At 52.0% G+C, this 26,236-nt stretch carries 16 protein-coding genes; 9 read left to right on the top strand and 7 right to left on the bottom strand.

The window, feature by feature from the left end:
• Positions 1–185 precede the first annotated feature (185 nt).
• The 4 genes from KG631_RS03905 to dgt all read left to right on the top strand — a co-directional run bounded on the left by KG631_RS03905 (position 186) and on the right by dgt (position 4,131).
• Positions 186–770, top strand: a complete 585-nt coding sequence (locus KG631_RS03905) for a hypothetical protein (protein ID WP_213995559.1) — start codon at positions 186–188, stop codon at positions 768–770.
• Entirely contained in the window at positions 767–1,855 is a 1,089-nt protein-coding gene (locus KG631_RS03900) for a sensor histidine kinase (protein WP_213995558.1), read from the top strand. The genes KG631_RS03905 and KG631_RS03900 overlap by 4 nt, the downstream gene beginning before the upstream one ends.
• Positions 1,852–2,448 (top strand): response regulator transcription factor, encoded by a 597-nt coding sequence (locus KG631_RS03895; RefSeq protein WP_213995557.1) that lies wholly within the window; start codon positions 1,852–1,854, stop codon positions 2,446–2,448. Before KG631_RS03900 ends, KG631_RS03895 begins: the two co-directional genes overlap by 4 nt.
• Before the next feature lie 210 nt (positions 2,449–2,658).
• Positions 2,659–4,131, top strand: coding sequence for a dGTPase (dgt, locus tag KG631_RS03890; RefSeq protein WP_213995553.1), 1,473 nt, complete (start codon positions 2,659–2,661; stop codon positions 4,129–4,131).
• Between the two features lie 20 nt (positions 4,132–4,151).
• Here the strand turns inward: dgt and KG631_RS03885 are convergent, their stop codons facing one another.
• Positions 4,152–5,942, bottom strand: coding sequence for an alpha/beta hydrolase (locus tag KG631_RS03885; protein ID WP_213995547.1), 1,791 nt, complete (start codon positions 5,940–5,942; stop codon positions 4,152–4,154).
• Between the two features lie 138 nt (positions 5,943–6,080).
• On the opposite strand from KG631_RS03885, the gene KG631_RS03880 reads away from it, so the two are divergent.
• The 3 genes from KG631_RS03880 (at position 6,081) to KG631_RS03870 (ending at position 9,849) form a co-directional block, all read left to right on the top strand.
• A complete protein-coding gene (locus KG631_RS03880) occupies positions 6,081–8,195 on the top strand; it encodes a winged helix-turn-helix domain-containing protein (RefSeq protein ID WP_213995540.1) in 2,115 nt (704 codons plus the stop codon).
• 85 nt (positions 8,196–8,280) lie between these two features.
• Positions 8,281–8,832 (top strand): DUF3617 domain-containing protein, encoded by a 552-nt coding sequence (locus KG631_RS03875; RefSeq protein ID WP_213995533.1) that lies wholly within the window; start codon positions 8,281–8,283, stop codon positions 8,830–8,832.
• Positions 8,833–8,856: 24 nt separating this feature from the next.
• A complete protein-coding gene (locus KG631_RS03870) occupies positions 8,857–9,849 on the top strand; it encodes an aldo/keto reductase (RefSeq protein ID WP_213995527.1) in 993 nt (330 codons plus the stop codon).
• 1 nt (position 9,850) lies between these two features.
• Here KG631_RS03870 and KG631_RS03865 read toward each other — a convergent pair whose 3' ends face one another.
• The 4 genes from KG631_RS03865 to KG631_RS03850 form a co-directional block, all read right to left on the bottom strand.
• Positions 9,851–11,500, bottom strand: coding sequence for a methyl-accepting chemotaxis protein (locus KG631_RS03865; RefSeq protein ID WP_213995520.1), 1,650 nt, complete (start codon positions 11,498–11,500; stop codon positions 9,851–9,853).
• A 160-nt stretch (positions 11,501–11,660) separates the two neighbouring features.
• Complete coding sequence (locus tag KG631_RS03860) at positions 11,661–12,668, bottom strand: LacI family DNA-binding transcriptional regulator (RefSeq protein WP_213995514.1); 1,008 nt, start codon at positions 12,666–12,668, stop codon at positions 11,661–11,663.
• Positions 12,669–12,689: 21 nt separating this feature from the next.
• The gene (locus tag KG631_RS03855) at positions 12,690–14,051 is read right to left on the bottom strand and encodes an MFS transporter (RefSeq protein ID WP_213995508.1); all 1,362 of its coding nucleotides are present in this window, start codon (positions 14,049–14,051) and stop codon (positions 12,690–12,692) included.
• A gap of 36 nt (positions 14,052–14,087) precedes the next feature.
• Positions 14,088–15,446, bottom strand: coding sequence for a GH1 family beta-glucosidase (locus KG631_RS03850; RefSeq protein WP_213995501.1), 1,359 nt, complete (start codon positions 15,444–15,446; stop codon positions 14,088–14,090).
• A 171-nt stretch (positions 15,447–15,617) separates the two neighbouring features.
• On the opposite strand from KG631_RS03850, the gene KG631_RS03845 reads away from it, so the two are divergent.
• Positions 15,618–16,907: a sugar MFS transporter gene (locus KG631_RS03845; RefSeq protein ID WP_213995495.1), complete on the top strand. Its 1,290-nt coding sequence runs from the start codon at positions 15,618–15,620 to the stop codon at positions 16,905–16,907.
• A complete protein-coding gene (locus KG631_RS03840; protein ID WP_213995489.1) occupies positions 16,907–19,474 on the top strand; it encodes a glycoside hydrolase family 3 N-terminal domain-containing protein in 2,568 nt (855 codons plus the stop codon). Before KG631_RS03845 ends, KG631_RS03840 begins: the two co-directional genes overlap by 1 nt.
• A gap of 637 nt (positions 19,475–20,111) precedes the next feature.
• Here the strand turns inward: KG631_RS03840 and KG631_RS03835 are convergent.
• Positions 20,112–23,117, bottom strand: a complete 3,006-nt coding sequence (locus KG631_RS03835; protein ID WP_301003575.1) for a TonB-dependent receptor — start codon at positions 23,115–23,117, stop codon at positions 20,112–20,114.
• A gap of 25 nt (positions 23,118–23,142) precedes the next feature.
• A complete protein-coding gene (locus KG631_RS03830) occupies positions 23,143–25,794 on the bottom strand; it encodes a glycoside hydrolase family 16 protein (RefSeq protein WP_301003574.1) in 2,652 nt (883 codons plus the stop codon).
• Positions 25,795–26,236 lie beyond the last annotated feature (442 nt).

The raw sequence follows: 26,236 nt of genomic DNA, 5'->3' as shown, positions 1-26,236 counted from the left end.
ATTCCTGTTAAGTAGCGGCTGTTATTCAGCTGCCACTAGCCTAACCCGAACCAGACCGCTATCAGGCTCACAGTTGTCATCAGTTGCGGGTGACATTTGTCATTAAAATCACTGACAAAGCACACTGCCGAATTTTTCGTTGCTGACCAATACTTACCGGCAACAACAGAGCAGAGGACAGAGAAATGACTACCCTTACTTTAGAGCAATACAGAACACAATTTGCCCAGCGGCGCTTTCTGGCCATGCCGTTAACCGGCATGCTGGTATGGACTGCTATGGCGGTTACCGGCGCGTTGCTGCCGCCGCAACAAGCAATTATGGCGCTGTTTATCGGCACCGGCAGTATTGTCTATCTGGCAATGGCAATAGCACGGCTGACCGGTGAGAAAATGAGTTTTAAAAAGTCACAGAACAACCCGTTTGATAGTTTATTTCTGTACGGGGTAGCAATGGCGGCCTTGGTTTATGCCATCGCCATCCCTTATTTTCTGGCAGATTATCGCTCGTTGCCGTTTAGTATTGGCATTCTTACCGGACTAATGTGGTTGCCGCTGGGCTGGATTATTCAGCACTGGATTGGCCTGTTTCATACCCTGGCCCGCACTGCATGCTGCACTGTGGCGTGGATAGTGGCACCAGAGCATAGTTTTGTTACTATGCCATTAATTATTGTCGCAATTTATGCCATCAGCATCGTGACGCTGGAACGGCGCTGGCGTAAGCTGCAACCAGTGAACACCTTAACCGCACAGGCATTGGCGCAATGAATCCACAGCTGGAACGGAAAATGAGCTGGGTTTACCTGATAAACCTTATATTCTATTTTATTCCGCTGTTTACTGTGCACTTTGCAGTATGGCAATACGTCAGTATGGTAGCGGCTTTGCTGCTGTTTCTGGCCTGTTATTTCTGGGCCTATCGGTGTAACCGCCACACCATGCACTGGCCTGTCGCCGGCATCGTGCTGGTGGCCGCCCTGATCACTCCGGTTAACCCGGGCTCTGTCTCCATGTTTGCTTATGCCGGTTTTTTTATCGGCTTCGCCTATTCACTGCGCCGCTATCTGCTGCTGATGGCGCTACTGACCGGCCTGATGGTGCTGCTTGAAATAACGCTGACCATTCACTGGAACCTGTTTTTAATTATGGGAATTCCTATTGTGCTGGCAGTTAGTTTTCTGGGCCGGGCCGAGCAGGCTAAACTTCGCCATCGTCTGGCAGAACAACAGAGCGAAGATGAAATAAAGCAACTGGCCACCATGGTGGAGCGCGAGCGGATTGGCCGTGATTTACATGATATTCTGGGCCATACCTTATCCAGTGTAATTTTAAAAGCCGATCTGGCCGCCAAACTACTGGCCCATCAGCAAACAGAGCCTGCCCAACAGCAGTTAGCCGAGCTTAGCCAGATTGCGCGCGATGCCCTGAGCCAGGTACGGCAAAGTGTTTCGGGTTACAAGCACCAGGGACTTACCGCTGAAGTGGCTAAATTACTTGGCCGGCTGCGGGATGCTGGCTTTCAGGCCGCGTTAAAAGGTGAAGTACCGGTACTCAGTAATCGTCGGGAAACTGCTGTCATTCTTGCTCTTACCGAGCTGGTAACCAACATAATGCGTCATAGCAAAGGCGACAGCTGCCAGCTGCAGTTTTTGCAGCAGGACAACAATTTACACATTTGCCTCAGTGACAATGGCCCGGCGACAGAGATTAGCGAAGGCAACGGCATAACCGGCCTGCGGGAACGGCTGGCCGCGATAGGTGCCACTCTGGCGTTGCAACAGCACCATGGCGTAACGGCAACCATTCAATTACCGTTGCAGGAGCCCTCACTGTTACAGGACGCTACGCAATGAATATTTTACTGGCAGAAGATCAGGCAATGATCCGCACCGCGCTGGCCAGCCTGCTGCAGCTGGAAGCGGACTTTCAGGTGACGGAGGCGGCTGATGGCAGCGCCGCGCTGAAACTACTGAAACAGCAGCCTTTCGATTTACTGCTAAGCGATATTGAAATGCCCGGTCTAAGCGGGATTGAGCTGGCACAGTATATTCAGCAACAGCAGCTGGACACCAAGGTGGTGATCATTACCACCTTTGGCCGGGCCGGCTATGTTAAGCGGGCGATGGACGCCGGTGTCGGTGGCTTTTTACTGAAAGATGCCCCGGTAGAGCAGCTGGTGCAGGCCATCCAACAAGTCATGGCTGGTAAAAAGGTGGTTGGCAGTGAATTGTTATTAAACTCGCTGGGCGAGCAGGACCCACTCAGCGACAAAGAACGCCAGGCACTGCGCCTGGCGGCTGACGGTAAAAGTACCAGTGAGATTGCCGCCGCGCTGTATATCGCCGAGGGCACCGCCCGTAATTATTTATCAGAAGCCATTAGCAAACTGCACGCCGCCAACCGGATTGACGCCGCTAGGATTGCCCGGCAAAAAGGCTGGCTTTGATCGACGACAGATTCGATTAGAAGTAACCGATTAACCCTAAGCCGACCGTTGAAGCCCTGGACGGGCGGAAACGAGCCCCCATGGATGGGTTCACGGCGTGTTGGCGTGGGTTAACCGGTTGCGACCAAACTGCCTGTTATCCTAAAAGCTTTACAGCCAGGCGCTTTTTACGCCACACTTAGGCCATTTGCTGCAATGGCGGACATTGATATGGATTTTCGCAATAAAATCAAAGCCGATAGGCCACTACAAAGCCGCAGTGGCGACCTGCATAATGCGCTGGAAAGTGACCGCGGCCGGATAATTAACTCGGCCGCTGTACGCCGGCTGCAGCAAAAAACCCAGGTGTTTCCGCTGGAGCGCAATGCAGCAGTGCGCAGCCGACTGACCCATTCGCTGGAGGTACAACAAACCGGCCGCTTTATTGTCCAGACCATCTTCCGGCTGCTATCAGCAGAACAACAGGACGCCTGCGGCTTAACCGGCTTAGCGCGGCCAATAGAGTCGCTGGTAGAAATGGCCTGCCTGCTGCACGATGTCGGCAACCCGCCGTTTGGCCATAGCGGTGAAAGCGCGATTAATAGCTGGTTTAATCAGGCCCTGCCTGAGCTTACTGCCCGGCATCAGTTGCAGGATCAGCCATTGTGGCAAACCCTTAGCGTTGAGCTGGCCCAGTTTGAGGGTAACGCGCAGGCCATCCGGCTGGTACACAGCCTGCAACGGATGAACCTGACCTATGCACAAGTGGCCTGCATTTTAAAATACACCCGTTTAGGGACTGAGGGTAAACCTGACAAAAACCATAGCCAAAGCTACTTACAGAAAAAGCCCGGCTACTATTTTGCCGAGCAGGAGTTTGTAAAGTTGCTGTGGCAAGAAGTGCAGACCGAAGCGGGCAATCGCCACCCGCTAACCTATATTATGGAGGCCGCCGATGATATTTCCTATTGTCTGGCCGATTTGGAAGATGCGGTTGAAAAGGGCCTGTTTAGCCTGGCCGAGCTGGCGCAGCAACTCAATCTGGCGTTTAGTAAACTGGAGCCGCAGGGCCGGCTGATTGCCACTCACAGCGGCGGCAGTGAAAGCTTTTCAGCACTGGTTAAAGCGGCGCTGGATAAAGCCGAGGCCGAACCCATTAATAAAAACTCCGAGTTTTTTATCAAACTAAGGGTTGGGATGATCCACCCCCTGGTGCGCCACGCCGCAGAGCAGTTTATCGCTAATATCTATGGGGTGTATCATGGCAGCTTAAACCGCGCCTTACTGGAAGATAACAGCCAGTACCATGCGATTACCAGCACCTTTAAACAGGTAGCCCGCCAGTTTGTGTTTAACCAACCGGAAGTTGAAACCCTGGAATTGCAGGGCCAGCGGATTATTGGCGGCCTGCTTGACTGCTACCAACCGCTGCTGCTGTTATCCGCTGCCGATTTTACTGCCGTGCTGGCCGACCGGGGCTATGCCTTTGGCCGCGAACAGCGGCTGGCGCACCGCCTGCCCAATAAACATGTTGCGGCTTATCAGCTGGCAGTTGCGGCTATCGGCAACGACCACAGCGGGCTTGAACTGCACTCAACGTTGGAGCTCTATTACCGCTGCCGGCTGTTGCAGGATTTTATCAGCGGTATGACCGATCACTTCGCTTTTGACGAATATCAAACGCTGGTGCAATGCGCTAACTAGCCACTTGTTACGTCGGCAGCTCATGGCAATTGCAGCTGGGCAAACAGCCAGTCCAGCGCGGCTTTAATTTTTTCAGGCTGTTCAAGCGCCACCAGATGATCACTGTCGCTCAGTGCAATATACTGGCCATTAGCCTGCTCAGCCTGCTGCTGATTCCAGTTGGTACTTTCCTGTTGCCATAAACTAAGCAGCTCTGCGCTTTCCGGGTTCGCATCAATTTGCGCCTGCTCAAAATCAGTATCAATAACCGAAACCGGTATCGCACTGAGCATCGGTAATGCGGCATAGGCGTCTAAATCAGCGCTGTAGGCCGCTATTTCCCGGGCCCGGCTTTGTTGATGGGGTATCAGCAAGCGCTGTTGGCTGATCAGGTCAAAATAGTGCCAGTCCATTAACGGCGTATCGCCTACCAGCTGCTCGGCATGGCTGCGCTCAGCCTGCAACTTTTGCGACGTGCGTTCAGTCCAGGCGCCGGTCGCCAGATGCGGCAGCAGTGCCTCTAAATTTGCCAGATACCAGTCTGCCGGATAGCCCTGATAAACACTAAGTGCATTAGGGGTGGGCACGTCCGGGTCTACCAGCAACATCGCTTTAATATCAAAAGCTTGCTGTTGTTGCTGATAGAATAATCTGGCACTGATACTGGCACTGGCCATCGCCACTATCACCACCTGCTGTTCGTCCAGCTGCTGTAACGCCGTTGCCAAATCCTCCGCAAAACGTCGGTATGACAGCTCATCGTCGCTATCACTGAAGCCATTACCCAGCCGATCTATACTGTATACCCGGTACTTTTGTGCCAGCAGCGGTTGCAACACGGCAAACCAGGCGCTGTCGCTGTGGTAATTTTCATTGGGGCCGGCCAGTAGCACCACCGCCGGGCCGGCATGTTGCTCGCCCATCAACCGCACGTGCATACGCTTGTCGCCAACCTGCACCAGACTGGACGCTTCAGGCAAACGCGGGCTGTCTAACTGTTGAAAAAACTGCAGAATTTCGGCTGAGGTATCAAACTGGCTGAACTGCCACTGATGCTGGCCTTGCTTAATACTGAACAATTCGGCTTTTTGCCTGCCGTTGCTGTAACTGAGCAGCTCAACCTGATCAGCTGCCAGTGTCTGCTGCTGGGCCAGCGGCAAGCTGTTGTTCAGAGTCGCAAAACGGGCTATCGCCTGTTTGGCTGAGACCAGACCAAAATTGGAGTCTGTATAACCATTGTAGGGTAACACCGTATCGTTTTTACCCATGGCCATCATTATCGACACCGGTTGCTCTGGTGCACAGCTCTGCCACAACTGACCTGACATCGGTGCGGCTACCACCGCAACAGCTTTAAAGCGGTCGCTGCGATTACAGGCCAGATTCTGGGTAAATAAGCCGCCCTGAGAGAACCCGGCTGCATATATCTCCCCTTGCTGCAAACGATGGCTGGCACTGATATCAGCAATAACCTCGTCAACAAAAGCTAAATCGTCAATGCCCAGCCGGTTGGCAATATTACAATTACAACCTTCATTCCATTCAATAGTGCCCGCTTGTGGATAAGCCACAATGTAGTCATTACTGTAGCTATTGAAGTCCGCCGTCCGTTGCATATCTGCACTGCTGCCACCCGAGCCATGAAAGGCCAGCAACAGCTTATATTCCTGCTCCGGACGGTAATTGGCGGGTAGCACCAGTAAATAACTACGATCGCCCAGTTTCATCAGGTTACTGTTATCCGGCTCACTGTCGCCACCGCCGCACCCCGTCAGTAACACAACGAGAAGTGTCGCTGACAGCAGCAGTAAAAATCTTAGTTGTAATTTCATATTGCTTTCCTGTTAACATAAAGTCGCCAGCCAAACTAAGGTTAAACCGCAAACATAGCGATAATGACCAGGTGATGGATTTATGATGAAAAGCTTACTATTCGTTTTTGGCCGTTAAACAAGGGGTTACGCTTTTATATGAATAAACAGCAATGGCAACTGGGCCAGCTGATATTTGACCCGCAACGCCGCACCCTGCAGCGAGCCGGCCAACAGTGCACCCTGGAGCCGAAACAGGCCCAACTGTTATTGTTGCTGGCAGAACATGCCGCTGAACCGGTAAGCCGCGAACAACTGATTAATCAGGTATGGCAGGGCCGGGTGGTCAGCGAAAGCGCCATTAACCGGGCAGTTAGTTTATTACGAAAAGCCTGTGCCAGCCTGGACCCGGCAACCGACTATATCGCCACTATTCCTAAGCTGGGTTATTGCCTGCTACCTGAAGCCCGTTTGCACAGTGCCGTAACTGAAACCGCTGGTCAGGCTGGTACTGCGCCGCTTATCCCACCGCTTAATGTGGCCAGGCCGGCACAATCTGCCACAAGGCTGGCTGAAAAGCCGCCAACAGCAAGCCGCCACCGCCAAGCAATGTGGCTACTGGTAGCTTTTGTATTTGTAATTGCAGTGGCTGGCTGGGTCTGGCGGCAGTCAGTGCCAGCCGTCGATACGGTACCGCAGCAAGTGTTAATCCCCGAACCGCTTACCAGCTTTGATGGTGCAGAGTTTGATATTAGTAGCAGTGCCGATGGTCAGCTGCTGTATCATCGTCGCGATGCCCAGGGCAGAGTGCAGCTATGGTTACGCAGTAAGCAACAGGATAGGCCCCTTATCGCGACGCCGGTGCAGGCGTTAAATGGCAGCATCAGTCCAGATGGTAGAAAGCTGGTTTATCGCAGGCTGGACGGCAACCAATGCCAGATAATGTTATTGCCAGTACGTCCGGCCTCGCCTGAACGTGCTTTATTTGACTGTCCGACCGACAGTGCATTTGAGGCCAGCTGGAGCCCGGACAGCGAACACTTTTTCTACCGGCTGCGCCAGAGCAAAACCCAGCCCTATCTGGTTTATCGTTATCAGCTTGCCACCACTAACCAGCAACAACTTACTCTGGCTGACCCCGCCAGTTTTAACGGGGCCATTGCCCTGGCGGTGGCCGCAGATGGCCAGCAACTGGCCATCGCCAGTTATCTGACAGCACAGCGCAGCCGGCTCAGCTTATTTCAGCTGGCTAACGGCCAGCCACCACAGCTGCAACACACTACAGACCTGGATATTGCTGTGGTCGATTTAAGCTGGCCAGCCGGCCAACCACTGATTCTGGCCGCCAGTAACCAGCTTTATACACTGGCAGCTGATTACAGTCTGCAGCATTACTTTTACTCGCAGCAGCCTGTGAACTCGATAACCAGTACCGCACAACACCTGTACTTTGCCAGCCAGCAACAACAGGCCGATATCTGGAGGCAACCGCTGCAGGATGCTGATACAGATACTGGCGGCAATGCTGTACCCCTTATTTACAGCTCGCGGCTGGACATTTTACCCCGGGTTAATCAGCAGGATACGGAGATGCTGTTTTTAACTACCCGCCAGGGCGTGCATCAGATCTGGCGCAAACCGCACAACGGTGCCGAGCATATGCTGGCAGCGCTGCCGGCGCCGGCCGGTTTTGTCAGGCTCAGTTGGTCTAATGATCAGCGGAGTATTTATTTCAGTCAACAAGGAGCCGTGTATCAACTGGAATTAGCCGATGGTCAGTTGAGCCAGTTATTTTCTGCTGAACATCAGGCCTATGTTGTTAACCGCGGCCCGGACAATAACAGCCTGATCTACAGCAGCAACAAAACCGGCGACTGGCAACTGTGGCGCTATCAGCTACAAGGTGAAACCCATCAGCAATTGACAACTCAGAGCGGCTATAGCGGGTATCAGGTTGGTGATACGCTCTATTACAGCAAATTTCATCAGGATGGCTTATGGCAGCTGGATCTGGCAAACGGTGAAGAGCAATTACTACTGGCCGATTTTGACAAAATTAACTGGCTGAACTGGCAATTGCAGGGCGAAAGTATTGTGTATTACCAGCCGGGCGCCGGCATTTTTCGTAAATCACTGGCCGCTGAAACCGAACCGGAGTTGCTGCTGGCCCAAAGCCCAGAACTAGTGCATCACTACAGTGTCAGCAACCGGGCAATATATTTTGTCAAACGCCAGCTGCCCCAAGGGGACATATATCAGCTGCCGCTGCCGTGAGGCTTTCACTTTGCAGTTTTTCCGGTTAGCTTCTATGCTTGCTGTTTGTTTTAGTTGTCTTGTTTAACCGTCATGGAGGATCATCATGCAAGATTTTAAAATGTCAGCAAAGCCCACCTTTGTCGCTACCCTGTGCGCTGCCGCGCTGGGTTTAAGCCTGTCGACCAGCGCCGAAACGCTGAAACTGGATGTCGAACCCGGTTTATGGCAACATAACTTCAGTATTAAAACCGCCAGTGGCGAGCTGGAACGTGCCATGCAACAGGCAGAACAGCAGTTGGCCAGTATGCCGGCAGCACAGCGGCAAATGGTGGAAAAAATGATGGCCAGTCAAGGCGTATCGCTCGATTTGAAAGGCAGTTCAATCCAGGTGTGTCTGACCCAACAGGAAATTGACCGTGGCCAGTTACCGCAACAGGATGGCTGCGAGCAGCAAATCAGCCAGACCGGTGATAACAGCTACAGTTTTACCTTTAGCTGCGATACCAACCCACCGACCAGTGGCGAAGGAGATATGACCTTCAGCAGCCGCAAAGCTTATAGTGGCAATGCCAGTTTTACTACTGAAGTAAATGGCAAAGCCGAACAAATGACCATGCAACAAAGCGGCAAGTGGCTAAAAGCAGATTGCGGCTGATTTTTTAACGTTTTAGGACCCGCTATGCCCGCTACCGTCACAACCCAGAACTGTTATCCGCTGGCTAATCAGCTGCGCCAGCACAGCCCGTTAGTGTTTGGCTGTATGAATTTAGGCGGTGGCTGGAACAGCAACCCGTTGTCTGCCGCTGATATTAGTGCAACCCATAAGGTGATAGACGCGGCGCTGGAGGCGGGGATCCGGATCTTTGATCATGCGGATATTTATACCTTTGGTAAGGCCGAGCAGGCTTTTGGTAAGGTACTGGCAGAGCGCCCGGAACTTCGTCAGCAGATGTCACTGCAGTCAAAGTGCGGCATCCGTTTTGCAGACGATGAAGGCCCGCAGCGTTATGATTTTTCGGGACAATGGCTAGCCCGGTCCGTTGATAATATCCTGCGCCGGCTGCAAATTGAACAGCTGGATATCTTGTTACTGCACCGACCTGATCCATTAATGCAGCCAGAAGAAGTAGCAGCGACGTTTGGCCAGCTGATCCAGAGCGGCAAGGTAAAACACTTTGGCGTGTCGAATATGCAACAACACCAGTTAGCGTTATTGCAAAGCGCACTGGTGAACCCGCTGCTGGTTAATCAGCTGGAACTGAGTTTAAGTCATCTGGCCTGGCTGGATGAAGGCACTACCGCCGGTTGCAGTGGCCAACCCGCGGTCAATTTTAGCGCGGGAACTATCGAATATTGCCGCCGGCATAACGTTCAGCTGCAGGCTTGGGGTAGCTTAAGCCAGGGCCTGTTCACCGGCAAAGATATCAGTAAGGCGCCAGCACATGTCAGGGCGACCGCGACGCTGGTGCAGCAATTAGCGGCTGAGTATCAGGTAACCAGAGAAGCAATAGTGCTGGGCTGGTTAATGCGCCATCCGGCGCATATTCAACCGGTGATAGGCACTACCAATACTACGCGGATTAAAGCCTGCGCAGACGCAAGCGCTGTAAAATTAAGCCGCGAGCACTGGTATGCGTTATACCTTAGTGCCCGCGGTGCTGCGCTACCGTGAATCAGTCTGTTTTAAAACGACCAACCTGACCGCTTAGCCCTGTCGCAACCTGTTGCAGCGCGGTAACGGCGCCACGGTTTTGTTGCAGGGTTAGCGTGGTTTCACGAGACATAGTAGCAATTTGTTCAATATGCCGGGCCAGCTCACTTACTGCCGCGGTTTGCTCACTGGTAGAGCGTGACACATCACGGACATTGTGCAGTGAATCTTCGGCCTGCAAGCGAATTTGTTCCAGCATGGTTGCTGCCTGATTGGCCAGAGCCAGCCCCTGAGCTACCCTCGGAGCCGATGTTTCCATCGCCAGCACGGCTTGCTGGGTTTCATCCTGTACTAACTGGATCATGCCGGCAATTTCGGTGGTCGCTTTGCTGGTGCGTTCTGCTAACTGGCGCACTTCATCTGCCACTACCGCAAACCCCCGGCCAGACTCACCGGCCCGGGCGGCTTCAATAGCAGCATTTAATGCCAGCAAGTTGGTTTGTTCCGCAATGCTGCGGATAACCCCGGCAATACCGGCAATATCTTTCGAGCGTTGCTGCAAGCTACCAATCTGGCTGGCAGATTGCTGTACGGTTTCAGCGACAACGCCAATTTCGGTTGCGGCATCTTGCACCAGTTTGGCGCCCTGCGCTGATAATTCTGCAGTCTTCTCCGAGTTTTGCTCGGTCAGCTGCACGGTATTGGCTACTTCATTCAGGCTGACCGTCATTTCCTCAATGCTGGCCGCTGATGCGGTTGATGATGACGCCTGCAGCTCAGAGGCCTGTAATGCTTCTTTTGAAGCAAGATCAAGCTCTGTCGCCTGCTTTGACACTGTATTAGCTGCGCTGATCACTTCTTTTAAGGTTTGGCGCAGCTGCTGCTGCATACTGGCGACTGCGGCCAGCATACTGTCTGGCTGGCTGTCTTTGATCCGGGTTGTCAGATCGCCACCGGCTATCTGGCTGACAATTTCCGCCGCCAGTGCAGGCTCGCCGCCCAGTGCGTTGCGTAAATAGCGGCTGATATACCAGGCAGTAACACCACCAATCAGTATCGCCAGCAAGGTTAACAGTACCATCGACAGGGCAAAGGTTGCCGCCACATCACGGGCGTAAGCGGTAGCCTGCTGGTTTTTCTGTTCCTGAAAATCAATAAAAGCATTGATGCTGGCCAACCAGTCGACAAAAGCCGGGCTCATTTGCTGCAACAGCAACTGCTGCGCTGCCACTTGTTGTCCTTGCTGGCGTAACCGGATCACGTCAGTGGCCAACGGCTGTGCCCGTTGTTCTACCTGATGAATAGCATCCAGTAAACGCCGCTCGGCCGCGCTGATGTCAGGGTTGGCCTGAAACAACTGGTCCATTGGCTGGCGCGATTGCTGGTAAAAGTCCTGCAGCCGGTTTATATCAGCCAGCACGGGGGGGAGATCTGTTAGGTTAGGCACCAGCGTAACATCACGCAACGCAATGGCCCTGTCATGTACGCTGCCACGGAAATTAATGGCATAGCGCTGCTTGACTGAATTTACTTCGGTTATAGTGGTTAGCGTCTGATTTATCTGACTGACCCGTTGCACCCCAAATAAGGTCAGCCCCACCATCAGTAACAGCACAACGCCGAAACCCAAAGCCAAGCGCATTGCGACGGTCATCGACTGCGTACTCTGCATAACTCTACCTCTACTGCAAACGTACCCGTTGCACGTTAAAGCGCGCACTATACGCTGTTGTTTTAATCAAAACTAATGAATTTAACCTAATAAATTAAACGAAAAATTCGATTATTTTATAACCAATTGCCAGCTATCACATTATTCAGTGCACGGCGGTTCAGGTAATGGCAGCTTCTGCCACTGAATCACGCGGGATAAGCTGAGGATTAAAAACTTGCTGTACTTCAATGCTGCTTTGTTGATACACCTGTTTCAACACCCAGCGGGCCGCCATCTGGCCCATAGCACTAACCGGATAATCAATAGTTGAGAGTTTCGGATAGGTGTAATAAGCAAAGTTAACGTTATCAAAGCCCATTACCGAAAAGTCAGCCGGCACTTCGTAACCCAGTTCGCGGGCGGCGGTCAGGGCACCCGATGCCATTTCGTCGTTGGCGCACACCACGGCGCTGAATGGCCGGCCGCTGGCCAGCAGTGCCTGCAAACCTTTGCTGCCACCAGTTTCCCGAAAATCACCTTCAAAAAATAACGCCTGTTCAGCGGTTAACTGATACCCGGCCAGCGCCCGCTGATGGCCATGAAAACGGTCTCGGGCATCGGTTTTCCACATGGGTCCGGCAATATAGGCGATATGGCGGTGGCCCTGCTCTAACAGGTAACGGGTGGCCAAATAGCCACCAAGCTCGTTGTCCAGGCTGATACAGCGGTCAGCCAGCGCCGCTATCTGGCGGTTTAACAGCACGAAAGGGGTTTGTTTCTTATTTAACTCGATTAAATACTGATCGCTGACTGCTTCAACATGCAAAATTAGCGCGTCACAATTACGGCTTAGCAAAAACTCGATACCATCTTCTTCAGTCGCCCGCTCACTGTGGCCGGCAGCAATAATAACGTGTTTGCCCGCCGCCCGGAATTCCGCCTCGATCCCGGTCAGCATTTCACCGTAAAAAGGCCCGTGTAACTCGGATACCAGAATACCAATACTGTTGGAGCGGCTGGACGCCAGCGACTGGGCAATAGAGTTTGGCCGGTATCCCAGCTGCTCCATTGCCTGCAACACTTTGTTGCGGGTGGCTTCACTTACCCGGACATTATTGTTCATCACCCGGGAAACTGTGGCCAGTGATACGCCCGCTAATTCAGATACCTGGTATATGGTTGCCATGTTGGGCCTGTACTTATTATTTTAGGCATTTACTCTAGCATGCTCTGGCGCGATATCACCAGATTGCTGTGCCAGTTGCCGGTGAATATCCAGCACCCGCTCGCTGTTAAGCCGGTAGCGGCTCATAACCAGCGCCACCAATACTGAGCCGATGGCCGGTAACAGAGTGAAACTAAGCAAGATACCATGCTGGGCGCTAGCCGTTTGGACCACATCGGCCTGATAACCAAAACCGGCCAACAGCCAGCCGGCCAAGGCGCCACCCAGGGCCAGCCCCAGTTTTATAAAAAAGACGATAGAGGAATACACCAGACCGGTGATCCGCACCCCGGTTTTATAATGGCCGTAATCAACCGCATCGGCCATTTTCGCCCACAACAGCGGCGTCGCCATTTGTAAGAAGAACCCCCAGAGAAAATACAAACCGAAGGCCAGTACCAATTGTTCAGCACCAATAAAGAAGCTGATAACACAAATAAACGCCGAAATAAGTTGTAAACCAATATAGGCTTTAACTTTGTCGATATAACGGCTTAACCACTGGGCAGCGGCGCAACCGGCAATATTTCCCAGCATGCCAAGGGTAATAAAAGCGGTGATTAAGTCTTCCCGCCCCAGAAAGTATTTCACATAGTAAATGGCCAGGGTAGTGCGCAGCACCATACCGGTTAACAGGAAAAACGCCGCCACACATAAGATGCGCCACTGATCATTTTGCCACAACGAGCTGAAACTATTCGCCAGGGTTAGCTGCTGATTGGCCGGCGCATGCACCCGCTCGCGGGTACCATAAAAGCACAGTAAAAACAGTAGTAAACCCAGCGCACTCATTGCAGCGATAGTTAGCTGATAGCCTCTGGCGTTGTCGCCATTGCCAAAGTAATTAACTAACGGCAAGGTGCAGGCAGTAACCAGCAGGCCGCCCAGCATGCCAAACACAAAGCGGTACGACTGCACTGAAACCCGCTCGGTCGGGTCGGCGGTTAATACCCCCCCCAGTGCCGAGTAAGGAATGTTGATAGCCGTGTAAGCCAGCATCAGGAGCGTATAAGTAGCAAAAGCATAAATCACTTTGCCATTGGCTGATAAATCGGGAGTGGTAAAGGCCAGCACGCTGCACAGGGCAAATGGCAGCGCCAGCCACAACAAATAAGGCCGGTACTTACCATGGCGGCTTTTGGTTTTGTCGGCCAGCGCGCCCATTAATGGGTCGGTTACCGCATCGATGATCCGCACCAGCAAAAACATAGTGCCTACTACCGCCGGCGAAATACCAAAAATATCGGTATAAAAAAAGGTTAAAAACAGCATGACCGTCTGAAACACGATATTGCTGGCCGTATCGCCAAGGCCGTAGGCCACTTTTTCTTTTTTTGTCAGCATGCTAACCCCATGATGGCGCCTTAATTCTGTTTGTTGTTATTTGTTAGCAATTTTCTGGTCGTTCACCTGTCTGCTGGCAAAGCAGTCGCGCAAGGCTATGGCACTGGTTTTTAACGTGCGTTGCTGAGTGGTGTAATCTACATAGACTATACCAAACCGTTTGGCATAGCCCTCGGCCCATTCAAAATTATCCATCAGGCTCCAGGCAAAGTAGCCGTCGATACGCATGCCGGCATTTATGGCGTTTTCCACGGCTTGCAGGTGTTGCTGAAAATATGCTACCCGTTCCTTGTCCTGCACCTGGCCCTGCTGCAAGCTATCCGGCATGGCCGCGCCATTTTCCGTGATATAAACCGGTGGTAACTGATAGCGCTGGTTTATATCCAGCAAAATCTCGGTCAGCCCCGCCGGGTAAATTTCCCAGCCCATATCTGTTAACGGTGGCGCGGTTGGTGGCACATCACTGAACCAGCCTTTGCCGTTGTCACGATATACTGTACGGGTATAGTAATTAACGCCGAGAAAATCCAGCGGCCGGGCAATTATATCCATATCGCCAGTGGCAATGTCCGGCTGCTCGCTAAGCGGTAACTGCTGCAATAGCGCCGGATAACAACCTTCCATCAACGGCTGAATATACCACTGATTGTGATACTGATCGGCCATCCGGGCCGCCCGGATATCGGCATCGCTGTTGCTGGCCGGATGGCATGGGCTGAAATTAAGCACTATACCGTTCAGCGCCTGAGGGGCATTCTGTTGCAACACCTGCATTGCCAGACCATGGGCCAATAATAGATGATGGGCCACCTGACGGCCCTGCTTGCGATTTTGCATACCCGGCGCATGAATACCGGCTTCGTAACTTAAGTAGGCACTGCAGAAGGGCTCGTTCAATGTGGCATAAGAGTACACTCTGTCAGCAAATGCCTTACTGATCAGGTCAGCATATTCAGCAAATTTATATGCTGTCGCCCGGTTTAACCAGCCGCCGCTGTCTTGTAAGTACTGTGGTAAATCCCAGTGGTATAACGTGACGAAGGCTTTTATGCCTCTTACCTTAAGGGCGTCCAGCAGTTGCAGATAAAAATCCAGCCCGGCCTGATTAACAGTGCCATCAACATTAATTACCCGGCCCCAGGCAATCGAGAAACGGTAAGCATCAACGCCCAGAGCAGCAATAAGCTCAATATCTTCACGCCAGCGATTGATGTGATCACAGGCTATCAGGCCGTTCGAGCCGTCTTTAATCCGGCCAGGTTCGGCACAAAACGTATCCCAGATACAGGGCAACCGGCTGTCGGCAGCACCTTCGATCTGAAATGAGGCTGTCGCCACGCCAAAGGTAAAGTCGGGGTTAAGTAAGGCTGAGTTGGCAGCTAAGGAGATTTTCATCAATTTGGCTATCTTCCGAACGTAAAGTTACTGGCAGCTGGTCGACAAAAAATTTGCCAACAGCGTGATATATGCTATAAATGAAAGCGCTTACATAATACTAGACGGCGCAGGCTTGTACGTCAACAACCCGCCCGTCAATAAAAACACTATTCACCCGAGGGGAACAAGATGGCTACTTCACCATTACCAACAACGGCAGGCCTCAGCGCCGGCAGCGGCAGCGAAAACTACCGCTTTGCGCTGACTGCGCTAACCTCACTGTTCTTTATGTGGGGCTTTATTACCTGTCTGAATGACATTTTGATCCCCTACTTAAAAATGCTGTTTGATTTAAGCTACACCCAGGCCATGCTGATCCAGTTCTGCTTTTTTGGTGCTTATTTTATTGTCTCAGTACCGGCCGGTATGCTGGTCAGCAAAATTGGTTATAAAGCCGGTATTGTTACCGGCTTACTGATCGCCGGCGCGGGTTGTCTGTTGTTTGTTCCCGCGGCGGCCGCCCATGTGTATGCGATGTTTTTACTGGCGCTGTTTGTACTGGCGTCAGGCATTACGATATTACAGGTCGCGGCTAACCCCTATGTCAGTGTACTGGGCCAACCTGAAACCGCCTCCAGCCGTTTAACCATGACTCAGGCCTTCAATTCACTGGGTACCACGCTAGCCCCGTTTTTCGGTGCCTGGCTTATTTTTGGTGGTATGGACGCGCCCGAGCCGGTCCCCGGTGCCGTTACCGAGTCAACGGTGCAGTTACCCTATTTAATTCTGGCTGCCAGTTTGGTGCTATTGGCGATAATCTTTGCCTGGTTAAAACTGCCGGCTATGGGTAAGAAAGACCCTACCGAAGCCTTGCCGCTGGATGGCGAAGCCTGGAAACAACGCCACTTAATGCTGGGCGCGCTGGGTATTTTTGTGTATGTCGGCGCCGAAGTCGGCATTGGCAGCTTTCTGGTCAGTTATTTGTCGATGCCGGAAATTGGCGGCATGTCTAAAGGCGCAGCGTCGCACTATATTGCCTGGTATTTCGGAGGCGCTATGGTTGGCCGTTTTATTGGTGCGGTGGTGATGCAAAAAGTTAACGCCGGCAAGGTACTGGCCTTCAATGCCATCTGTGCCGTGTTATTACTGGCATTAACTATTTTATCATCGGGCAAGCTGGCAATGTGGTCGTTGTTATTAGTCGGGCTGTGTAACTCAATTATGTTCCCGACTATTTTCAGTTTAGCCATTGCCGGCTTAAAACAATACACCAGCCAGGGTTCAGGTATCTTGTGCCTGGCTATTGTCGGTGGCGCTATCCTGCCATTACTGCAAGGAGCATTAGCTGACAGCTTCGGCGTGCAGCTGGCGTTTATTCTGCCACTGCTTTGTTATATCTATATCGCCTTTTACGGCCTGAATGGCTGCAAGCCTCGCGCTGCTGCCATGTCTGACACCGCTATTAAGGAAGCTCTGTAATGTTGTTAAAAAAACCTTTTTATATAAAGCCCTATTTGCTGACGCTAAGCGCAGGCTTGCTGCTGGCGGCCTGCTCTAAGCCAGCACCCGATTCACCGTCGGTGCAACCTGACAGCGCAGCCGATCAAACGGCTATCTGGCCACAGCTGACGTTGCCTGTAGCGCAAGACCCGGCTATCGAACAAGCTATTTCCGAGCTAATGGATGGGATGACGTTACAGCAAAAAGTTGCCCAGATGATCCAGCCGGAAATTCGCGACATTACCGTCGACGACATGCGCCAGTATGGTTTTGGCTCGTACTTAAATGGTGGTGGTGCTTTTCCGAATGACGATAAATACGCCACACCAGCCGACTGGATAGCACTGGCTGAGGCGATGTATCAGGCTTCAGTTGATGCCAGCGAGGATGGTAGCAGTATTCCTACCATGTGGGGCACGGACGCGGTGCATGGCCATAACAATGTAATTGGCGCGACCATTTTTCCGCACAATATTGGCCTCGGTGCTGCCAACAACCCGGCATTAATAGAACAAATAGCCAAAGTGACCGCTCGTGAAGTTATGGTAACCGGTATTGACTGGGTATTTGCGCCCACGGTAGCGGTAGTGCGGGACGATCGCTGGGGCCGCACTTATGAGGGTTATTCAGAGCATCCGCAAATTGTCCACGACTATGCCGCAGCCATTGTGAAAGGGTTGCAAGGCGCAGCAGATGGCGACTTTCTGGGCGATGATAAAGTGATTAGCACCGTTAAACACTTTGTTGGCGATGGCGGCACCACTGGCGGTATTGATCAAGGCAATACTGAAGTCACCGAACAACAACTGTTTGATATTCATGCCCAGGGCTATGTTGGTGGCCTGCAGGCCGGCGCGCAGTCGGTGATGGCGTCGTTTAACAGCTGGAACGGCAGTAAAATTCATGGTGATCAGTATTTGCTGACCGACGTGCTGAAAAACCGGATGGGCTTCGATGGTTTTATTGTCGGTGACTGGAATGGCCATGGCCAGATCCCGGGCTGTACTAACGACAATTGCCCACAGGCCGCCAATGCCGGGCTGGATATTTACATGGTGCCAACCGCTGCCTGGAAACCGCTGTATTACAACCTGATTAAGCAGGTTGAGGCTGGTGAGATAAGCATAGCGCGGATAGATGATGCAGTACGGCGTATTTTGCGGGTAAAAATGCGCGCCGGCTTATTTGATAAGCCCAGCCCGGCGCAGCGGCCATTGGCTGGTAAAACCGAACTGATTGGCGCAGACGAACACAGGGCGGTAGCCCGCGACGCGGTGCGCCAGTCACTGGTATTACTGAAGAACCAGCAAAACCTGCTTCCGCTCAATCCAACCCAGCGTTTTCTGGTGGCCGGGCCGGGTGCTGACAATATCGGCCAGCAAGCCGGTGGCTGGACCATCAGCTGGCAGGGCACCGGTAATACTAACGCCGACTTCCCCGGTGGCAGCTCCATTTACGACGGCATTGCCCGCCAGGTTGCAGCTGCCGGTGGCTCAGTTGAACTGTCGGCCGATGGCAGTTATCAGCAAAAACCTGATGTTGCTATAGTGGTGTTTGGTGAAGAGCCTTATGCCGAGGGCAATGGCGATATTGATAATCTGGAATATCAACGCGGTAATAAAACTGACTTAGCGCTGCTTAAGAAGTTAAAAGCAGAGGGTATTCCGGTGGTGTCGTTGTTTATCAGTGGCCGGCCGCTGTGGGTGAATCCTGAACTGAATGCGTCTGACGCCTTTGTCGCCGTCTGGCTGCCGGGCAGTGAAGGAGAAGGGGTAGCTGACGTTATTCTGGCAAAAGCCGATGGTACTGTGCAGCATGACTTTCATGGCAAATTACCCTTTTCCTGGCCAGCCAGCCCGCAGCAAACGGCGGTAAATTATGGCGATACGGATTATCAGCCGCTACTGCCTTATGGTTTTGGCCTGCGTTATGGTGAGGCTGACGTATTGGCCACCGAACTTTCGGAGCAGGTCGAACAAAGTAATCAGTTAACAGAGCTGGTAATTTTTGAACGCTCACCCCGCTCGCCATGGCAGTTACAACTACAAAGTGGTAGTGCCAATAATAGCGAAAGCACCATGATAAGCAGCAGTATTCAGCAGTTGGGGGCGATTAACAGCCGCACCTTTGATAAAGAAGTGCAGGAAGATGCCCGCCGCTTTGAATTTGATGGCAGTGTCAGCGCAGCGTTCAGCTTTATCAGCCCGTTTCCGCGAGATTTAAGAGCTTTTGCCGAAGCCGACAGCCAGTTAGCGGTGCTGGTTAAACGGCAAGGTGATGTGCCGGCTGAAGTGATGCTGAGTATGGCTTGTGGTGATGACTGTCGTGGCGCGGTAAATATCAGTGCGGCACTCACGGCAATGCCGGAAGATCAGTGGCAGCCACTGGCAGTAAATTTAAGCTGCCTGCAACAGCAGGGCATGAATTTGGGCCAGGTGTTTCAGGTGTTATCGGTGCAAAGCAGCGGTAAGCTGACCCTGAGCCTGGCTGATGCCAGAATAAGCCCGGTAGCTAACCAACAACACACTGTGGTAGCTTGCCAGTAAAAGCGTTGATGCAGACCAATACAAACCCAAAGGGCGCCAGCAAGGCGCCCTTTTTTAAACCCTCGCAACTTTAGCCCCTGTATGTAAGAGCTACTAAAACTGATACTAAAATTAACTCCGAGTGGCACAGTGGCTGGTGTACTTACTAAGCAGCGGCAAGGATGCCGCGGAAGCTCAATGGGTACAGGGATGTGATCCTTGAAGCTGGCGTAGTAAGAAGCTACAGCCACTACACCTGCCTCAAGGCACAGTGACTGGTGTGCTTACGAAGCAGCGGCAAGGATGCAGCGGAAGCTCAATGGGCACAGGGATGTGATCCTTGAAGGTGGCGTAGTAAGAAGCTACAGCCACTACACCTGCCTCAAGGCACAGTGACTGGTGTGCTTACGAAGCAGCGGCAGGGATGCCGCGGAAGCTGAAAGGGCACAGGGATGTGATCCTTGAAGCTGGCGCAGTAAGTATCTCCAGTCACTGTGCCTTTTCACCGATCTCTACGACACCTGTTTTTAGCACACCAGCTACCCAGCCCTTCCAGATCGGTGTTTAGGGTAAAGCATTATACAAAATAAGCGCAAAAAAAAGTGCCCGCATGCGGGCACTAAACCGGAGTTACAACAGGGAGGGTGTTACAATATAATCAATTACCCATGGCGTATCTGACACCAATGGCATAGCGCGGGCCATATTGCGCAGCACTTAAAAACTGCCTTTCAAACCGGCCAAAGCTGCGCTCGGTTTCATTGGTCAGGTTAATGCCTTCGAAGAATACGGTCAGGTTTTCATTAATATCGTAGTTAACGCTTAAATCCCACTGTAAGTATTCTTCAACATAATTTGGCGGCGCATCGGTTGTGTCTGGCTGGCCTTGTCCCGCCAGATATTCGTCACGCCACGCGGCCGTTAACCGGACAGACAAGCCCTCTTTCTCGTAGAAGACCTGCCAGTTAGCCGAGTTACTCAGACCAGGTAGAATCGCCTGTGCCGCCAGCACGAAATTATCGTACTCGACATCACCGTCTACCAATGTGCCGTTTATGCCGGTACCGAAACCACTGTCGCCAAACACGTGCTGCACCGCAAACTCCAAACCGTTCACTTTTCTGGCGCCGACGTTTTCAGGCGAGTTGATGGTCCACTCAATCAGAGGATCGGTAGCAGGATCCGGCAACACACGGTTGTTTTCACCTATACCCACGCCATTGGCAACAATCTCATTGTAAATAGCGCCATCGGTTGCCTGCTCGCCACGCGCCTCGATGGCTGCAACCGCATTATTCCAACGTTGGCCCTGATAAACGTCATGTAAGCCCTCGAAGGTTGTGGTGACTTGTGAATTATCGATCCAATCGTCAACATCTTTCCAGAACAGTCCTATGGCCGCATAGCTCGCGTCACCATAGTAATACTCAAACGAGATATCCAGGTTGGTTGACTCAAATGGTTTCAAATTAGGGTTGCCGCGGCTACCACTTCTGGCGCCAATCTTCGGCGAAGGCGTCAGACTAAGGTTACCCAGCATCTGCCCCAGGGTTGGCCGGGTAATGGTCTTACCTGCCGAGAAACGACCCACCCAGTCTTCGGTAATATCCACTTTCAGGTCAAACATCGGCAGCAGTAAGTCATAGTTACCGGTGAACTCGACCTCTACCAGGTCTCCGCCACCAGCGAACTGCGTCAACCACTCTGACCCGCCGGCCCAATAGACATACTCAGGCACGCGGCTCTTGGCCGGGCTGACAATGTCGGTTTCTTCGTAGCGCAGACCCAAGTTAACATCGACGTAGTAACCTTGAACCTCAAATTCCCACTCGGTTGAAACAAAAAGGCTGACCGTTTCTTCTTCGATGCGATTTACCGGGAACATGTCCGGCCCGAAGGTGCCAATTTCATAGGCATCAGCCCCAAGCACATCTTGTGTCAGGAAGGCCAGTTGGCGGGTGATGGCTTCATCGATATCATAGGTATAAGCATACCCTGGCGATACCCCAGCTGATCCAAAGGAAAATTCATCCAGGAAGTCACTCAGATCAACACGTTGAAACATGCTATCCGGGAAGATTTCGGCAAAGGTGCCGTTGTTAAATCCCGGCGCGTTTGCGTTGTTAGAGCCGCCTGAGCCACTCAGAGATTGTTCGGTGTATGCGGCACCGAATGAAACACCCATCAGGCCATAACCGAGATCGGGCAGCCAATCGCCGTCAAACTGATACTGGGTAACTTCTGACTCACCCGGCGTACGGGTGAAGATGCTGAAGTTTGATCCTATTTCATTCGGGCTGAGTTCATTGGAGCCATTTTGCCACCTGATGTTGTAGCCAGGAATTTCACCGTCGCGGAAAAAATATTCCTTGGATGACAGAGCAGCCGAGCCCAGAATAACCCGGGCCTGTGCCCCCAAGCCCTTATCCTTACCATTGTCTGTGGTGGTTTTAGAGGTATGGGCATCAAAGTTGAAGTTTAGTGAATCAGAAAACGCCCACGCTACATTAAAACCAGTCGCTTTTGAGTCGACCTCGGTGGTTTCCCTGAACCCTGTGAAAGAGCCATCATCGCCAGATGAGTTGTAATAAATGGCCGTGCCATTTTCATCCAACTCATAGGCATTGGCGTTGCCGCCGAAAGAACCGTTCCACACGCCCCAGGACAGCGAGTTATTGCCATTCACCGCATTAGAAATCGTGTGATCCAGGGTCAGGATCACATCATCCGTTGCCGCAAACTGAAAGGTCACCTGGCCATTGCTTCGCTCGCGCTGAATATCATCGCGGGCAAAACTGATTTCCTGAGGAAAGAACGCTGCCGCAACAGGTTGTAAAACGCCATCGTCATCCGGTCTCCAGAAACGGGGAATGACCTCGCCGTTGGCATCCACTGGCCGACCATCAACAATATCCGCCTCATCCACCGACAAAGACGGGTTTAACTGCCAGGAGCGGACATTGGCTGACTGCCGCTGGAAGTCTCTGCGGTGGTAAGAGAAGTTAGCGGTAACACCGAAGCGGTCATCCATAAAGGTATTACTGTAAATACCGGCTAATTCAGGCGTCACATCGTCACCGGCTTTATTCGAGGAATCATGCAGCCCCTTCGCCATCACAGAGTAACGCTCTCCCGGGTTTTGCAGGGGTTTAGCGGTAACAATATTAACGGTTGCACCCAGGCCGCCTGTTGGCACCTCTGCACGGGCGGTTTTGTATACCTCTAACGCACTGACGCCCTCGGAAGATAAGTTTTCGAAGTTGAACGAGCGTGAAAAACCCGTTCCGGCCATCTGACGACCATTTAGCGTAACCAGGTTGAATTCAGGACCAAAGCCCCTGACGGTAATCTGACTACCTTCACCGTTCGCCCGACTGACCGATACCCCGGTAATCCGCTGCAACGATTCAGCCAGGTTAGTGTCCGGGAACTTACCCATTTCCTCTGCAGAAATGGCATCCACCACACCCGAGGCTTCGCGTTTCACATCCATCGAACGCGCCAGCGAGCCGCGAATACCCTTTACCTGAATAACCTCTACGCTGACGTCCTGTGCCTGCTCTTCAGTCGCGTCCTGGGCTTGTACCGGCATTAGCAGGCCAGCTGTCAGTACAACAGATACGGCAATGGCAACCCGGCTTTTATTAAATAATATTGGTTTCATAATCGTTTTACTCTCGTCGCACTGATTAGTTATTAGAAATTTCAACGTTATCAAGCTGATAAACCGCACCCGAACCAGTACCCCAGGCTGGGAATACCATTATCACGTTGATGTCGCTGATATCTAACCCAGCGTCAAACAAGCTTTGTAACGGGAAGCTGTAACGTTGCCATTCACCGGTAACCGGGGCCTGGTCGCCATTACCTGCCGCCAATGGCAGTTCAACCGCACTGGCGGCATCAGTCGATTCAATTTTAAATAACCAGGTTGAATCCGGATCGGCAGGCGCATCGACTACCCGCATATCAAAACTGACGCTGCCGCTGGCCAGTAATGGCGTTGCGTCATAAGATACGCCTTCGTCGGCTAAAATACCCTGCACAGTGTCTGGCGAACCCAGTACCGAGAATTGCGCGACATTGCCATAGGGAGCACCAGCATCAACCACCTGCGGGGTTGAACCTGCGCAACAGTCCCACAGGCTCCAATCCGGGTTAACCGCATCACGGAACAGGGTTATCGGACCATCAGCACTGGCATTCGGGTTATAAATCCGCACATTATCCAGCCGGTATACCGCACCATTACCGGTATCCCATGCCGGGAATACCATCAGCACATCAATTGCACTGATATCCAGGCCGGCATCTGACAAACTCTGAATACTAAAGGTGTAAGTTGCCCATTCTCCGGTAACTGGCTCCTGGCCACCATTGCCGTCACTTAGCGGTAGCTCAACAGCGGATTCAGCACCATCAGCTTCAATTTTAAACAGCCAGGTTGAATCCGGGTTGGTCGGCGCACTAACCACTTTCATCTCAAACTGCACTACGCCTTCACTCAGTAAAGCGGACGCGTCAAACGGCTCTGCAGCAGCTTCCAGCAGCCGGGTGTTGAAGCCCATTACCGTTGGTGTCGCACCAATACTGAACTCAGCGGTCAGACCATGTGCTTCATCATCCATCACTTCAACCGGGGTGGTGCCGCCACAGCAATCCCACATTGGCCAGGCTGGATTTTGCTCATCAGTAAAGATAGTAAGTTGCGGCGATGCGGTATCTGGCTGGGCAATTTTCACATTGTCCACCTGGTAAACAGCACCATTGCCCGTGTCCCAGGCCGGAAATATCATCACCACATCAATCGCTGATAAATCCAGGCCAGAATCAGCCAGCATTTGCAATGGGAAAGTATAGGTTTGCCATTGGCCCGTTACAGGTGCCACACCTTCTGTACTTGTTGTAATAGGGATTTCAACTTCAGTCCCACCTCCATTAACACCTCCATTACTTTCAACTTTAAATATCCAGGTTGAGGCTGGGTTAGACGGCGCCGATACCACCAGCATATCAAAGCTGATGCTGCCGTTCTCAAGTAATGGCGAGGCGTCAAACGGGCTGGGCACACCCCCTTCGTCATCATCAATAAAGGCCGAACGGGTAATAAAACCATTCACTGTAGGCTGCTCGCCAACTATAAACTCGTATACATTGCCACGCCCTTCAACTTCAAGCAGTGCAGGGGTAGAGCCACCACAGCAATCCCAGGCAGGCCAGTTCGGGTTAGGTGTATCTTCAAAAATAGTTAAGTTTTGAGCCACACCTGTTGATGGTGGCACAGGAATAGGTGCCATGCCTTCTACTAATGTGTTTTCATCTTTATAGCCGGCACGAACGGTTTCACAACCTTTGCCACTGTCTAAATCCTGGCCGCACTGGTATACCCGCACGTAATCAATTTCATAGGTCTGGCCATCGGCAAACGCCTCGGCATCAATGCCCAGATTATTAACATTTTCCGGCCAGTTACCGCCTACCGCTAAATTCAGCAGTAAGTGAAAGCGTTGATCAAAGGGGGCGCTGTTCCACTGGGTTTCCAGCTCACCGGTCACAATATCGAAGTACTCGGCGAACCAGCCACGATGACTAAGGCCCACGGCTTCACCGCGGCTGTTAAAGCGCACTTTTGACGCCATCTGGGTCTGATACAAATAACCGTCTACGTACCAGCGAATTTCGTCCTCTTGCCATTCAATAGCGTAGGTATGAAAATCATCCGCCGGGTTGGCGCCATCAGGCAACATATAGGCTTTGCCCGAACTGGCATTATTCGGCCAGTCGCGACCGTAGTGCAGGGTCCCGTGAACGTTAGCTTCCGCTACACCATCTTCACCTGCTACTTTCAAATTAACCGCTTCAACAATGTCAATTTCGCCCGATTTCGGCCAGCCACCATAGACTTCATCGGTAGGCAGCATCCAGAACGCTGGCCAGCTACCCTGACCTGACGGTAACTTGGCCCGCATTTCAAAGCGGCCATATTTAAAGTCACCCTGGTACTTGGTATTCAGCCGCGCCGACGTATACGGCAAAGGGGCATCTTCAGCTGCTGGTAACGCGACAATTTTCAGGGTGCCATCTGACACAAAAGAGTTTTCCGGGCTGTCGGTATAGCATTGTTTTTCGTTATTACCGCCGCCGGCGCAATTGACTTCATGCGTCCATTTGCTGTCATCTATGCTGGTGCCATCAAATTCGTCACTCCAAACCAGTTGCCAGTCACTTACCGGCTCGGTTGGGTTAACAACCGTTAAATCGGTTTTGGTAGCGGTATCACCACCACAACCGGCCAGGCCTGCCGCCATTAGTAAGGCGGTTAACGTTGAAATCTGTTTCATTTTAATTATCATCCCCTGGGTCTTTGCTACCTGCTGACTGAAACGCCAACACCAATAAAGGTATCTGCAACATAAAAATGTAAGCGCTTACAAAAGGTAGATGATTAAATTTCAGCCGTCAATAGCGCTGCGATAAAAAGCCGGACCAAAGCGGTGCAAAATATGTCAACTAAATGACTTTTTCATTAAATTTCAAAGAATAAGCATGCACCAATAAAAAAGGGCCCTAAGGCCCTTTGCTAAATTTTGGTGCAGCTTATTCGACAGTAACCGACTTCGCCAGATTACGCGGCTGGACTTGCATTAAATTGATGACACGAGTGGGCCAGCAAATCTCATGTACAACATCCTTACTTGTTCACTAAATGGCTTTTCTGTACGTTTCAGCTTTTCAGATATAGGAAATCAATAAATTTATACATATTTGCCCCGATGCGTATAG

This window comes from Arsukibacterium sp., from assembly GCF_018402695.1.
Lineage (GTDB): Bacteria > Pseudomonadota > Gammaproteobacteria > Enterobacterales > Alteromonadaceae > Alishewanella.
Note: the sequence above shows the minus strand (reverse complement) of the source record. Positions and strands in the feature narration are given on the sequence as shown.

Bases quoted from the DNA above. Each gene is read 5' to 3' on its own strand.
- KG631_RS03905 (WP_213995559.1), top strand. From the start codon at position 186: ATGACTACCCTTACTTTAGAGCAATACAGAACACAATTTGCCCAGCGG.
- KG631_RS03900 (WP_213995558.1), top strand. From the start codon at position 767: ATGAATCCACAGCTGGAACGGAAAATGAGCTGGGTTTACCTGATAAAC.
- KG631_RS03895 (WP_213995557.1), top strand. From the start codon at position 1,852: ATGAATATTTTACTGGCAGAAGATCAGGCAATGATCCGCACCGCGCTG.
- dgt (WP_213995553.1), top strand. From the start codon at position 2,659: ATGGATTTTCGCAATAAAATCAAAGCCGATAGGCCACTACAAAGCCGC.
- KG631_RS03885 (WP_213995547.1), bottom strand. From the start codon at position 5,942: ATGAAATTACAACTAAGATTTTTACTGCTGCTGTCAGCGACACTTCTC.
- KG631_RS03880 (WP_213995540.1), top strand. From the start codon at position 6,081: ATGAATAAACAGCAATGGCAACTGGGCCAGCTGATATTTGACCCGCAA.
- KG631_RS03875 (WP_213995533.1), top strand. From the start codon at position 8,281: ATGCAAGATTTTAAAATGTCAGCAAAGCCCACCTTTGTCGCTACCCTG.
- KG631_RS03870 (WP_213995527.1), top strand. From the start codon at position 8,857: ATGCCCGCTACCGTCACAACCCAGAACTGTTATCCGCTGGCTAATCAG.
- KG631_RS03865 (WP_213995520.1), bottom strand. From the start codon at position 11,500: ATGCAGAGTACGCAGTCGATGACCGTCGCAATGCGCTTGGCTTTGGGT.
- KG631_RS03860 (WP_213995514.1), bottom strand. From the start codon at position 12,668: ATGGCAACCATATACCAGGTATCTGAATTAGCGGGCGTATCACTGGCC.
- KG631_RS03855 (WP_213995508.1), bottom strand. From the start codon at position 14,051: ATGCTGACAAAAAAAGAAAAAGTGGCCTACGGCCTTGGCGATACGGCC.
- KG631_RS03850 (WP_213995501.1), bottom strand. From the start codon at position 15,446: ATGAAAATCTCCTTAGCTGCCAACTCAGCCTTACTTAACCCCGACTTT.
- KG631_RS03845 (WP_213995495.1), top strand. From the start codon at position 15,618: ATGGCTACTTCACCATTACCAACAACGGCAGGCCTCAGCGCCGGCAGC.
- KG631_RS03840 (WP_213995489.1), top strand. From the start codon at position 16,907: ATGTTGTTAAAAAAACCTTTTTATATAAAGCCCTATTTGCTGACGCTA.
- KG631_RS03835 (WP_301003575.1), bottom strand. From the start codon at position 23,117: ATGAAACCAATATTATTTAATAAAAGCCGGGTTGCCATTGCCGTATCT.
- KG631_RS03830 (WP_301003574.1), bottom strand. From the start codon at position 25,794: ATGAAACAGATTTCAACGTTAACCGCCTTACTAATGGCGGCAGGCCTG.